The following is a 12973-nucleotide window of genomic DNA, read 5'->3' as shown; positions in this document are numbered from 1 at the left end:
CAATTGGTTGTGCGGTAGATTTTGTGTGCAGGCTTCTTCATTTGAAAATTATATCGCTGAAAAACCCTTTACAGATAGGTTTGTGCAACAAAGCCCTTTGAAATAGTTCTTCAGCGCAGTAAAGCGTTTTAAAGTTGACAAGCATATGGCGTATAAGGGGGAATGGAAATGTATTTTTTATCTAGAATCTGGGCTGAATTACGCGCTGTTTTTTATACGATCCTATTGGTTTTGGGCTCATCATCACTCTATGCCAAAACACCCACGTTTCAGGATTATCCTGCGAAAAAGTACACAGGAAAAAATTACCCCTTAAAACTCAATCCATATAGCCAGAAATACCGCACTTTATTTAAAGAGATGTCCAAACAAAAACCAAATTTTGCAGGGCACTATGTTATGGAAACGGTTGGTTGCGGTGGGGGATGCAGCTTTGCTTTAGCCTATAATGCCAAAACAGGGCATAGCTTTATGTTGCCTGATACCTTTGCTGATTGTTATAGTGAACAGAAAGGCTTTACCCAAAATGATATTGTTTACCAAAAAGACAGTCGTTTGGTCATGGCTGTGGGGAGTCGTTTTGGCAATCAAGAAATTTGTGAAACCGTGTATTACCAAGTGGATAGTGATCGTTTTAAGCAAATTTCAAAACAATTGAGATAAGAAGCAAGATACTTGTATAGAAAGGAATACGTTGCTTTTGGCTGAGTATGTTCTATCTTCTTTTAGATTTAAATGGGCAAAAAAATGGCTACTCTAAAGTAGCCATTTTTTATTTATTAGGTTTTAAGCTTGTTGAATGCCTGCAACAACCCAATCTTGTTGTGAGCCAGCAGGTTTAACAAAGTGCCAAATTTCAGTAAATGGCTGTGGCAAGCTATTCAGATCTTCGCTCACAGTACCCGTAAAACGAACGCTGACAACGTATTGACCATTTTCAGTTGAACTTTCGACCACCATTGCATTGAGGTTGCTAAATTCAGCCACATCTTGATCTTGGTTGGCCATAATGTCGCTATACATCGAGTTGTAAAGCTCTGGTGATAAATAACGACGAATTTCTTCGATATTATTTGCGTTGTTCACTGATTGGATGTGGTTAAAGCGTTGACGTGCAGTACGCAAGAATGCCGCCGGTTCAGTACCATCTGGCAGTTGATTGCCATTGCTGATCGAAGCACTACCAAATGGTGCTTGAGTTGGAGCATTGCCGAACGGTGCTTGAGTCGCAGCACCACCACCAACTGATTGACCAAAGATATTGGTGTTGTCACCTGTTTGGCGAGCAGTTGGTTGTGATGTTGTTTGACGGCTAAAATTATTTCGACCGCTATTGTTCGGAGCGTACGGATTATCTGCTGCTAATTTTTTTTTTGCGCCTAATCTGCGGAACACAAAGAAGGCGGCGGCTGCTGCAAGTAGAACCCAAATCCAACTAGGAAGCCCTTGTTTCTCCTCCTCGGCTGCAACAGCTTGTTGTTCTGTTTGAGCTGGATCTTTATCATCTGCCATTGCGTTTGCTGCAACGGCACCTAATGCTGCGCCAGCGACACCTGCGGCAACCATACCACCGACACCAGGACCTGCTTTTTGAGGTGCAGCAGTCGGAGCGGCTTGTTGTTGTGCTGGTGGAGTCGCTTGGCGAGGTTGTTGATAAGACTGGCTAGATGAGTTAGATCTGCTCATACCATGACTCTTTCCGCCGCCTGCACGTTTCGCTTCTGCGAGTGGTGCAGCAACCAAGGTTGCCATTAATAAAGCGGCCATCAAGCCACGCTGGTGTACTTGCATCGAAAATCCCTATTTAGTTCCAATTAGTAAGTGTATTTATGCAGGCATTTGCACTGAATTTCAACTAGAAAAGCATTTTTTTTATGACAATTCATCACTAAGTTGCATCGCTTCAGTCAAGGCTTCATGTAATCGTGCAACTGCAATCACTTGGATACCTTCAATTGATTTTTGTGGTGCGTTGCCTCGAGGTAAAATCACATATTTAAAACCATGTTTAGCGGCTTCTTTTAAACGTTCCTGACCATTTGGCACTGGGCGGATTTCACCTGATAGCCCAACTTCGCCAAAAACAGCCAATTGTTGAGGTAAGGCTTTGCCACGTAAGCTGGATGCGCAGGCAAGTAGAACCGCAAGGTCAGAACCTGTCTCGGTGATTTTTAAGCCACCGACCACATTGATGTAAACGTCTTGACCAGCAGTTTGAACCCCGCCGTGTCGATGCATGACTGCAAGCAACATATTTAAACGGTTTTGTTCTAAACCTAGTGCGACACGACGAGGTTGACCATGTGCATCATCGACTAAGGCTTGAACTTCAACTAGGAGTGGGCGAGTACCTTCACGGCTGATCATTACAATTGAACCCGGGATGGCTTCATCATAGCGGCTCAGGAAAATTGCGGATGGATTGGCGACTTCACGTAGACCTTTATCGGTCATTGCAAAGACCCCAAGTTCGTTGACTGCACCAAAACGGTTCTTCACTGCACGAATCATGCGATAACGTGAGTCAGATTGACCTTCAAAATAGAGCACGCAATCGACCATGTGTTCCAAAACACGAGGACCAGCCAGTGCACCTTCTTTGGTGACATGACCTACGAGAAACAAAGCAGTGCCGCTATTTTTGGCATAACGGGTGAGTAATGCAGCCGATTCTCGAATTTGTGAGACGCCACCAGGTGCTGATTGTAAGGTTTCGGTATATAAGGTTTGGATGGAGTCCAATATGGCAACAGCAGGACGCACTTGTGCTAAAACATCACAGATACGTTCAACACAAGTTTCAGCCATGACTTTGAGTTGATCGGTAGGCAAATCTAAACGTTGCGCCCGCAATGCAACTTGAGAAAGTGATTCTTCGCCAGTGATATAGAGTGCTGAGCTTTTTTTGCTGGCCATGTGGGTGGCAGTTTGCAGCAAGATGGTGGACTTACCAATCCCCGGATCACCACCAATCAAGACCACTGAACCAGTGACTAAGCCACCACCTAAAACACGATCAAACTCACTCACGCCTGTAGCTAAGCGGGTTTCATTGGAAACGGAGACTTGATTTAAGGTGGTAATGCTTGCTGCTTGACCTGCATATCCACCGCCCATTTTGGGTTGACTACGATGAGTGACGCTCGGTTCTATGCGGATTTCAGTGAGACAATTCCATTCACCGCATTCGGTACATTGCCCAGCCCATTTCGGATGATCTGCGCCACATTGTTCACAACGGTAAATAGTTTTAATTTTTGCCATATTTAAAATTGAAAATTTTCTGTAAATTAGTTAAAAAGTAAAGTAATTACGAAAACATTGCGCCAATCGTATTTCTCTTAATAAGGATGAAGAGAAAAGGGCGATTTTCGTAACTCACTGGTTAAAGGGAAGTGCTCAGCAAAATAACATGATATAAGACTTTTACAAGTAAGATACAGTGTGTTTTTGAGTTAATATACTTGTTCAGTTCACTTTTTCCATGGACGGTTTTGAGCATTTGTTCAATTCTTGGCATGATACTCCGGTTGATTGGCATAGATATTGCTGATGCTCAAGCAAATGGAAATATAACGGTTGTTATATTTCCAATTTTAATAAAAAAGGTTGATATATATGAGTGCAGCAGAAATTGTTAATTGGGTAAATGGCATTATCTGGAGCCCCGCGCTAATCTATTTATGTTTAGGTGCAGGTTTATTTTTCTCTATTCTTACGCGTTTTGTCCAAGTACGACAGCTTAAGGAGATGGGAAGGCTATTAATTAAAGGAACATCCTCTTCACAGGGTATTTCATCATTTCAGGCGTTATCCGTTTCACTTTCTGGTCGTGTTGGTGTAGGTAACATTGCTGGGGTTGCCGCAGCGATTGGTTTTGGTGGTCCGGGTGCTGTATTTTGGATGTGGGTGGTTGCATTTTTAGGTGCAAGTACCGCTTATGTCGAATCGACTTTAGGTCAAATTTATAAAGTTGAATATCAAGGACAGTATCGTGGTGGTCCAGCTTTTTATTTTGATAAAGGCTTAGGGCAACGTTGGTTAGGTGTTCTCTTTGCGATTGCTGCAATTATTTCCTGTGGTTTGTTCTTGCCGGGCATTCAAGCGAATGCAGTCGGAAATGCATTTACGCAAATTACAGGTGACGGTGCCATTGTTTTTGGCAATGTCGGTGCTTATAAGTTGTTGGCACTTGTTATCATTGTCACGTTATTATCTGTCATTATTTTCGGTGGTATTAAGCGTATCGCTCGATTTGCTCAGTTTGTTGTACCATTTATGGCACTGGGCTATATTATCATGGCGTTGGTGATCATTTTTATGAACATTCAGGAACTTCCGGGTGTGGTTAAAATGATTTTTGCTGATGCTTTTTCACCAATGGCGGGTATCGGTGCTGCAATTGGTTGGGGAGTAAAACGTGGTGTTTATTCAAATGAAGCAGGCCAAGGTACAGGCCCTCATGCAGCAGCGGCGGCTGAAGTTCAACATCCAGCACAACAAGGTTTAGTACAGTCTTTCTCTGTCTATGTTGATACTTTATTTGTTTGTTCAGCGACCGCGTTCATGATCTTGATTACGGGGATGTATAACGTTCAAGGTACTTTAGAAGCAGGTCAATTTATTGTGCAAAATGTCGGTGCTTCTGTTGAAATTGGTTCACCAGCATTCACTCAAATGGCTGTAAGTACGGTCTTTGGTGGTTTTGGTCAAATCTTTGTCGCACTCGCGGTTTTCTTCTTTGCTTTCACGACAATTATTGCCTACTACTATATTGCTGAAACCAATATTACTTATCTCAGCTATATCACCAAAACACCTTCATTAATGTTCCTGACTAAGTGTTTCATTCTTTCAGCCGTTATTTATGGTGTGATTAGTGCGACGGGTTATATTTGGGGAATTGGTGATATCGGTGTTGGTCTAATGGCATGGATTAATATCATTGGTATTATCATGACCTATTTCATTTGGAAACCAACCATCAAGGCACTCAACGATTACGAGCAACAACAAAAAGCAGGCGTGACGAAGTTTACTTTTGATCCAGTCAAACTCGGAATTCGTAATGCAACATTCTGGGAAGATCGTTTGAAGAAAGAAAAAGAACAAGAACAAAAAAAATGATCTAGTTTTCTCTAGTTAAATATCGCCCAACATAAAAAAACAGCCCTTGTGGCTGTTTTTTTATGTTTAGACTTTAGCCTATCGATTGATCACGCTATACTGCTGCGAATTGTAAAAGTTAGGTGCTCAGATGCGTCCAGTCATTTGTTCTATCAGTGTGTTGTTGAGTTGTGTTGTATTAAGCGCATGTGGTCAGTCGGGTGCATTGCAACTTCCTTCTGATCCAAATCATGATAAGCGTGCAAAATACCTGCTTTATAAAAATGAAGCATCTACAGCCAAAGTATCATCTGATCTAAATAAGGATGAAGCGAAAGTGGAAAGCCAAGCAACATTATCAACGACTGAATCACAACCAACGTCACCTTAAGTTTGTAAACAAGGACATTTTCATGAGTTTCACGCGCATTAATGGAGTATTGCATGCTGAGCAATGTTCATTAGATCAGCTCGCACAGCAATTCGGCACACCTTTATATGTTTATTCAAAAGCGACTTTGGAGAAGCATTATTTGGATATGCATCGTGCTTTTGATTTTATTGATCATCAAATCTGTTTTGCGGTGAAATCAAACTCAAATATCGCTGTTCTAAATGTCTTGGCGAAACTCGGCGCTGGTTTTGATATCGTGACGGGCGGTGAGTTGGCGCGTGTGCTTGCAGCAGGCGGTGAGCCATCAAAAATCGTATTCTCTGGTTTGGGTAAATCTGAAGCAGATATTGAAAAAGCTTTAAATGTCGGTATTGCGTGCTTCAATGTTGAATCTTATGCTGAACTTGATCGTATTCAAAAGGTTGCAGCCAAATTAGGGAAAAAAGCCCCGATTTCTTTACGTGTCAATCCTGATGTCGATGCTAAAACTCATCCTTATATTTCAACGGGTTTGAAAGAGAATAAGTTTGGTATTCCGAGCGATACCGTAAATGAAACTTATCAATATGCAGCGTCACTTCCGAACTTAGAGATCGTCGGGATTGATTGTCATATCGGTTCTCAATTGACTGAGACCAAGCCTTTTGTGGATGCACTTGATCGTGTGATGTTGATGATCGAGCAGTTGAAAAGCCTAGGCATCACCCTAAAACATATTGATATTGGTGGTGGTTTGGGTGTTTGTTATAAAGATGAAATACCGCCTACTGTTGCAGAATATGCCAATGCACTTCGACCTGCTTTAGAACAGTTAGGTTTAAAAGTATATATGGAGCCGGGTCGTAGTATTTCAGCCAATGCTGGTGCATTACTGACTAAAGTTGATTTACTTAAACCAACCAATCATCGAAATTTCGCCATCATTGATGCGGCAATGAATGATTTAATTCGCCCAGCTTTGTATGAAGCATGGATGGATATTCAGTCCGTCAATCCAAATGCCGATGTTGAAACTAAAACTTGGGATTTAGTGGGCGCCATTTGTGAAACAGGCGATTTTCTAGGTAAAGCGCGTGATTTGGCATTGCAGGAAAATGATGTATTAGCGGTATTAGGTGCTGGCGCATACGGTTTTGTAATGAGCTCAAACTACAATACCCGCGGTCGTGCTGCTGAAGTTATGGTCAATGGTGATCAAGCCTATTTAATTCGTGAACGTGAAACAATAGAATCACTCTGGGAAAGAGAGCATTTGTTACCTGAGGAGTAAATGGGGATGTATTTAGAATTTACCAAAATGCATGGTCTAGGCAATGACTTTATGGTTGTTGACTTGATTACCCAGCGCGCTTATTTAGATACCGTGACGATTCAGCGTTTAGCAGATCGCCATTTTGGTGTGGGTTTTGATCAACTTTTGATTGTTGAACCACCTGATTTTCCAGATGTGGATTTTAAATATCGTATTTTTAATGCGGATGGTTCTGAAGTAGAGCAGTGTGGTAATGGTGTGCGTTGTTTCGCAAGATTTGTACATGAACGTCGTTTAACCACGAAAACCAAAATTCGTGTGCAGACCAAAGCGGGTATTGTTGAGCCTGAGCTGGGTGCAAATGGTTTGGTTCGTGTGAATATGGGCTATCCGAAGTTTCTACCACAAGAGATCCCATTTTTAACCGATGCACATGAAGATGCTGAAGGTCTTTATGCACTTGGTTTAGCCAACGATAAAAGTATCAACATTGATGTGGTGAATATGGGTAATCCGCATGCCGTTACGATTGTTCCTGATGTGCTGACTGCTGATGTTGCAGGGATGGGGCCTCAAGTCGAATCTCATGTTCGCTTTCCACAACGTGTCAATGCAGGGTTTATGCAAATCTTGGATGAAAAACACGTGCGCTTACGTGTGTTTGAACGTGGAGTAGGTGAAACTTTAGCGTGCGGAACAGGGGCGTGTGCTGCGGCTGTGAGTGGTATGCGCCGTGGTCTACTTGCCAGTGAAGTTGAGGTTCAGCTTGCGGGTGGGAAGTTACATATCGTGTGGCGTGAAGGAGATGTGGTTTGGATGACAGGTCCAACCACACATGTCTATGACGCACGGTTAGATTTAAGATATTTTCAAGGTTAACCAAAAAAGAGCACCAGATGATGGTGCTTTTTTGTTTTAGGCTCATACAAAGTTGCTTATGAATAAAATTATCTTTTTACCCGGTGCTTCAGGTGATCTGAGCTTTTGGCAGCCTGTTCGTGACTTATTGCCAAGCACTTATACTAAAGAAATTATCGGTTATCCGGGGTTTGGCAGTGTTGAAGCGAATCATGACTTAACAAGTTTTGATGAACTGATTGATTATGTCGTTGGTCAAATACAACAAGAATGTATCATCGTTGCTCAATCGATGGGCGGTATTTTTGCTGTGGCTGCGGCATTAACGAAACCTGAACTGGTAAAAGGGTTGGTTTTGGTTGCGACATCTGGTGGTATTCCACTGGAACCTTTTGATGTACAAGATTGGAGAGAAGGATATCGTCAGCATTATTTACAATATCCAGATTGGTTTGTGACCACCAATATCAATTTTGAAGCTGAATTGGGTTTAATCAAAAACGACGTATTGTTGTTGTGGGGAGACCAAGATCCTTTGAGTCCACCTACTGTCGGAGAATATCTAAGTCAGTGTTTTTCACATGCTGAATTACATGTCATTCAGGGCGGTGATCACCAGTTTGCGCATACACATGCACAGATTGTTGCTGAGCATATAAATCATTATTTGAACAGCATTTTATAGTTTTAACGTTTGCTGAATGCAAGTTTCAGTGCAAATAGAATAAAAATACTGCCTGTGATTCGATCCATGTAGCGAATAAATTTTGGCTGTTTTAAGTAATGTGATACGGATTGCATGGCAGAAATTAGAAACACAGACCAGATAAAGCCGATGAACACATGAATCATGACCAGTCCTATAGTCCATGCAATCGGTGAGGCAGAATGTGGAATAAATTGAGGGAGAAATGAAATATAAAAAATACCAACTTTGGGATTAAGCAAATTTCCAAAAAATCCTTTGATAAACCAGTTTTGATTTGATGTGGCACTCGCTGTACTTGCAAGTTCTGCTCTAGGTTTGAAGATCATATTGAGTCCAAGCCATGCGAGATAAGCGGCACCGATCCATTTTAAAACATCAAAGGCTAGATCGGAGGTCATCAACAAAGCCCCTAAACCACAAGCGACGATTACACCCCAAGCAATACAACCCAAATTAATCCCTAAAGCAGCTTGAAATGCTTTTGCTTTACCTTCGAGTGTCGCTGTACGAATAATCAAGGTCGTATCAAGACCCGGAGTAATGGTGAGTAATGTAATAGCGATCAGATAAGGGATTAGAATTGTTGTCATTATGCTAAGCTTAAAATCTAAAACTTGAAATTTATTGTATTACAACCTTGAGCAAGAGCAAAGCACTGCTTTGATCGCAGCGCCAGGCGAAGTTCGAGGACCGGGGCATTTTACTAGCGGAACGTTGTTCCTCATACTACGTTATCTTGCGAAACAGTGTTTCTCATCATTTAGAATGACTAAATTTCGAAAAACATGCCTTGTACCATCTAAAAAATCTTGCGCCAAAAATGGCTCATGTCGCAATGAGAGCTATAGCGCGTAAGGTGAAATGTCAACCGACCCTAATACATCACATAAAAAAATTGTTAGACTGTAGGCGTGATGAATTCAATAACATGGAGAGCTATTTGGAAACCCCTGAAAAACTGCTTTCTATGTGGCTAAAAGAACGGATGATTCAAAATCAGTCAGAGCATACCATTACGGCTTATCGGCGTGATTTAACCGATTTTTTTCAATTTTGTGAACATAAACAACTTCAGTTACAAGATGTTGAGGCATCCGATCTCAGACAGTATTTGGCTGAGCGAGTTGAACGAGATCAACTTGGTGCAAGTAGTTTGCAACGGCATTTGACTTCAATTCGCCAATTTATGAAATGGGCGGAACAGGGGCAATATTTAGCACAAAATCCAGCTGAAGATTTTAAATTAAAACGCCAATCTCGACCTTTACCCGGTCTGATTGATATTGAAACTGTCAATCAAATCTTAGACCAAACAGCGCCTGAAAAACCGATTGATCAACAATTGTGGTTGCGGGATAAAGCGATATTGGAACTGCTCTATTCTAGCGGTTTGCGTTTGGCTGAGTTGCAAGGCTTGACCATTAAAGATATTGATTTCAATCGACAGTTACTAAGAATTACAGGTAAAGGGAATAAAACACGTATTGTTCCTTTTGGGGCTAAAGCTAAGGAAAGTTTGATTGAATGGCTTAAAGTCTATCGGATTTGGGCGGGGCAATTTACTGCAGATTCAGCGGTATTTATTACCCAACGAGGCCATACATTAAAACCACGGCAAATTGAAAACAGAGTAAAGCTGCAAGCGCAAAGAGCTGGAGTCGATGTCGATTTACATCCGCATTTATTAAGACATTGTTTTGCCAGCCATATGCTTTCCGCCAGTGGGGATTTACGTTCAGTACAAGAGATGTTAGGGCATAGTAATCTTTCAACCACCCAAATCTATACGCATGTGGACTTTGATCAACTCGCAAAAGTATATGACCAAGCCCATCCAAGAGCACAGAAAAATGAGCATTAAACAACAATTTAATCTATCGCTAGATCATGATGCATTTATACAATGTAGCACTTGGATTGAAACGATTTTGCAGGAATATCGGACGGTTTTCAGCTGGATTATCAAGGCTATCTTAACCATTGTAAGCGTGTTGCAGCATGTTGTTTGAGTTTAAGCCAAGATAATCGAAGTGACACAATTTATAAAATAGCGATCGCTGTGGCTTTTCACGATATTGGTATTTGGACTGCGAAAACGATTGACTATATCTCACCATCAGTTGAACAAATGCATCAATACCTTGTTGCACATCAGCGCTTAGATTGGGAGCAAGAAATCACATTGATGATTACAGAGCATCATAAGTTAACCAAAGCAGAATCTTCCGAATACCCACTGGTTGAATACTTTAGACAAGCCGATTATGCAGATTTTTCATTAGGTTTGTTGCGTTCAAATATTCCAATGCGCGAGTTTAAAAAATTAACCAAACAGTTTCCAAACTCTGGGTTTCACAAGACTTTGATTTGTTTGGGTATGAAGCGTTTATTGCAAAAACCGTGGAGCCCGTTACCGATGTTTAAATGGTAAATTCAGTTGTTAACACCACGCAATAAGGCTGAAGCGATATATTATGTTGCAAAATTGAGTGTTTAATCGTCGATAGTTTTCAACTTTGTCATGAAAATTTGTTTAATTGGTATTCTTACTTTATTGCCAAGTTTTTGCAAAATAGATGCAATCGCTAAACTCACTGGCCATGATCGCTTGCGGATCGTATTTATTCGATAAAATATATCGATTCGAGGTCGTTGAATTTATAAATTACAAGAAAAATCAAAGTGTAATATTAATGTTAATCAAACCCCAAGTTTATATGCTGAATAGGTGTTTTAAATTTGTGAACTGAGCATTTCATCTTTTTTCTGGTCGTAGCGGAAATTGTGACTTGACCAAAATGCCAAATACATTGCAAGATAGGGCACCTAAAAAGTTTCGATCGAAGAGTTAGAATGCTCTTTACTACATTTACTTGTTTAGAACAGCCGAGGATTACATGAAGGCTCTTGTTGCTGTAAAACGTGTGGTTGATGCCAACGTTAAAGTTCGTGTTAAACCGGACAATAGTGGGGTTGACCTTACCAACGTTAAGATGTCAATTAACCCATTCTGTGAAATCGCAGTGGAAGAAGCGGTTCGCTTAAAAGAAAAAGGAACGGTTTCAGAAATCGTTGTTGTTTCAGTGGGTTCTAAAGACGCTCAAGAACAAATTCGTTCTGCAATGGCTTTAGGTGCTGACCGCGGTATTTTAGTTGAAACTGCTGATGAAGTCGGCGCTTTAGAAGTTGCTAAAATCTTAAAAGGCGTTGTTGATGCTGAAAAACCAGAACTTATCCTTCTAGGTAAACAAGCGATTGATGATGACTCTAACCAAGTAGGTCAAATGCTTGGCGCTTTACTTGGTGCTGGTCAAGGTACTTTCGCATCTGAAGTTAAAGTTGATGGTGGAAAGGTTCAAGTAACGCGTGAAATCGACGGTGGTTTACAAACTGTTGAGCTTGGTCTTCCTGCAATCATCACAACTGACTTGCGTTTGAATGAGCCACGTTATGCTGCGCTTCCAAACATTATGAAAGCTCGTAAAAAGCCGCTTGATGTTAAATCACCTGCTGATTATGGCGTTTCAACTGGTACTAAGCTTAAAACAATTAAAGTTGAAGCACCTGCTGAACGTAAAGCTGGCGTGCAAGTGAAGTCTGTAGACGAGCTTGTAGAAAAATTGAAAAATGAAGCGAAAGTGATCTAATACAGAAGGATAAAATCATGAGTATTTTAGTTATCGCTGATCACAACAACCAGACACTTAACGGTGCAACTTTAAACGTTGTTGCGGCAGCTCAAAAAATCGGTGGTGATATTACTGTATTAGTAGCGGGTTCAGGCGCTCAAGCTGCTGCTGATGCTGCTGCTAAAGTTGCTGGTGTGAGCAAAGTGTTGCTTGCTGACAATGCTGCTTATGCAAACCAATTGGCTGAAAACGTTGCTGGCTTAGTTGCTGACATCGCAAAAGGCGGTTACAAATACGTACTTGCTGCTTCTACTACGACGGGTAAGAACTTGCTCCCACGTGTTGCTGCACTTCTTGATGTAAGCATGATTACAGACATCATTGCTGTTGATTCTGCAAATACATTCAAGCGCCCAATCTATGCGGGTAATGCAATCGCAACTGTTCAATCTGATGAAGCAATCATCGTTGGTACAGTTCGTGGCACTGCATTTGATGCGGTTGCTGCTGAAGGCGGTTCTGCTGCTGTTGAAACAGTTGCGGAAGCAAATGATGCGGGTATTTCTAAGTTCGTAAACGAAGAAATCGTGAAACTTGATCGTCCAGAATTAACTGCTGCACGTATCGTAGTTTCTGGTGGTCGTGGTGTTGGTTCTGGTGAGAACTATCACAAAGTACTTGATCCATTGGCTGACAAACTTGGCGCTGCTCAAGGTGCGTCTCGTGCTGCGGTTGATGCTGGTTTCGTACCAAACGACTTCCAAGTAGGTCAAACTGGTAAAATCGTTGCGCCTGATCTTTATATGGCAATCGGTATTTCTGGTGCGATTCAGCATTTGGCGGGTATGAAAGACTCTAAAGTTATTGTTGCGATCAACAAAGACGAAGAAGCGCCAATCAACAGCGTTGCTGACTACTGGTTAGTGGGTGACTTGAACACTGTTGTACCTGAATTGGTATCTAAACTTTAATTCTTTTTTGAATTAAGGTAAAAAAGCGCTCTTGCGCAAGCAGTTAAAGCGATG

The 12973-nt window shown here is 41.4% G+C and carries 12 protein-coding genes and 1 pseudogene; 10 read left to right on the top strand and 3 right to left on the bottom strand.

Features of this window, described 5'->3' with window-relative positions:
- The first annotated feature begins 168 nt into the window (after window positions 1-168).
- Window positions 169-663, top strand: a complete 495-nt coding sequence (locus F991_RS03460) for a hypothetical protein (protein ID WP_004668970.1) — start codon at window positions 169-171, stop codon at window positions 661-663.
- 123 nt (window positions 664-786) lie between these two features.
- On the opposite strand, the gene F991_RS03455 is transcribed toward F991_RS03460, so the two are convergent.
- Together F991_RS03455 and radA are read right to left on the bottom strand one after the other, a co-directional pair.
- Window positions 787-1791, bottom strand: a complete 1005-nt coding sequence (locus F991_RS03455; protein WP_004668969.1) for a Tim44 domain-containing protein — start codon at window positions 1789-1791, stop codon at window positions 787-789.
- A gap of 81 nt (window positions 1792-1872) precedes the next feature.
- Window positions 1873-3264 (bottom strand): DNA repair protein RadA, encoded by a 1392-nt coding sequence (gene radA / locus F991_RS03450; RefSeq protein WP_004668968.1) that lies wholly within the window; start codon window positions 3262-3264, stop codon window positions 1873-1875.
- A 354-nt stretch (window positions 3265-3618) separates the two neighbouring features.
- Between radA and F991_RS03445 the strand changes: the two genes are divergently transcribed.
- The 5 genes from F991_RS03445 to F991_RS03425 all read left to right on the top strand — a co-directional run bounded on the left by F991_RS03445 (window position 3619) and on the right by F991_RS03425 (window position 8295).
- Window positions 3619-5127, top strand: coding sequence for an alanine/glycine:cation symporter family protein (locus F991_RS03445; RefSeq protein ID WP_004668967.1), 1509 nt, complete (start codon window positions 3619-3621; stop codon window positions 5125-5127).
- A gap of 130 nt (window positions 5128-5257) precedes the next feature.
- The gene (gene lptM, locus F991_RS03440; RefSeq protein ID WP_004668966.1) at window positions 5258-5497 is read left to right on the top strand and encodes an LPS translocon maturation chaperone LptM; all 240 of its coding nucleotides are present in this window, start codon (window positions 5258-5260) and stop codon (window positions 5495-5497) included.
- Between the two features lie 22 nt (window positions 5498-5519).
- Window positions 5520-6770: a diaminopimelate decarboxylase gene (lysA, locus tag F991_RS03435; protein ID WP_004668965.1), complete on the top strand. Its 1251-nt coding sequence runs from the start codon at window positions 5520-5522 to the stop codon at window positions 6768-6770.
- 6 nt (window positions 6771-6776) lie between these two features.
- The gene (gene dapF / locus F991_RS03430; RefSeq protein ID WP_004668964.1) at window positions 6777-7631 is read left to right on the top strand and encodes a diaminopimelate epimerase; all 855 of its coding nucleotides are present in this window, start codon (window positions 6777-6779) and stop codon (window positions 7629-7631) included.
- A 58-nt stretch (window positions 7632-7689) separates the two neighbouring features.
- The gene (locus F991_RS03425; protein ID WP_004668963.1) at window positions 7690-8295 is read left to right on the top strand and encodes an alpha/beta fold hydrolase; all 606 of its coding nucleotides are present in this window, start codon (window positions 7690-7692) and stop codon (window positions 8293-8295) included.
- Between the two features lie 2 nt (window positions 8296-8297).
- On the opposite strand, the gene F991_RS03420 is transcribed toward F991_RS03425, so the two are convergent.
- A complete protein-coding gene (locus F991_RS03420; RefSeq protein WP_004668962.1) occupies window positions 8298-8909 on the bottom strand; it encodes a LysE family translocator in 612 nt (203 codons plus the stop codon).
- Between the two features lie 377 nt (window positions 8910-9286).
- On the opposite strand from F991_RS03420, the gene xerA reads away from it, so the two are divergent.
- The 4 genes and pseudogenes from xerA (at window position 9287) to F991_RS03400 (ending at window position 12919) form a co-directional block, all read left to right on the top strand.
- The gene (gene xerA / locus F991_RS03415) at window positions 9287-10180 is read left to right on the top strand and encodes a site-specific tyrosine recombinase/integron integrase (RefSeq protein WP_171063407.1); all 894 of its coding nucleotides are present in this window, start codon (window positions 9287-9289) and stop codon (window positions 10178-10180) included.
- A pseudogene (locus tag F991_RS03410) lies at window positions 10170-10750 on the top strand (phosphohydrolase). The gene xerA and the pseudogene F991_RS03410 overlap by 11 nt, the downstream one beginning before the upstream one ends.
- A 466-nt stretch (window positions 10751-11216) precedes the next feature.
- The gene (locus tag F991_RS03405) at window positions 11217-11966 is read left to right on the top strand and encodes an electron transfer flavoprotein subunit beta/FixA family protein (RefSeq protein WP_004668959.1); all 750 of its coding nucleotides are present in this window, start codon (window positions 11217-11219) and stop codon (window positions 11964-11966) included.
- A 17-nt stretch (window positions 11967-11983) separates the two neighbouring features.
- On the top strand, window positions 11984-12919 hold the full coding sequence (locus F991_RS03400) for an FAD-binding protein (RefSeq protein WP_004668958.1): 936 nt from the start codon (window positions 11984-11986) through the stop codon (window positions 12917-12919).
- The last annotated feature ends 54 nt before the right edge of the window (window positions 12920-12973 follow it).

This window comes from Acinetobacter sp. CIP-A165 (assembly GCF_000367985.1).
GTDB lineage: Bacteria > Pseudomonadota > Gammaproteobacteria > Pseudomonadales > Moraxellaceae > Acinetobacter.
This window is presented reverse-complemented; position numbering and strand designations above follow the sequence as displayed.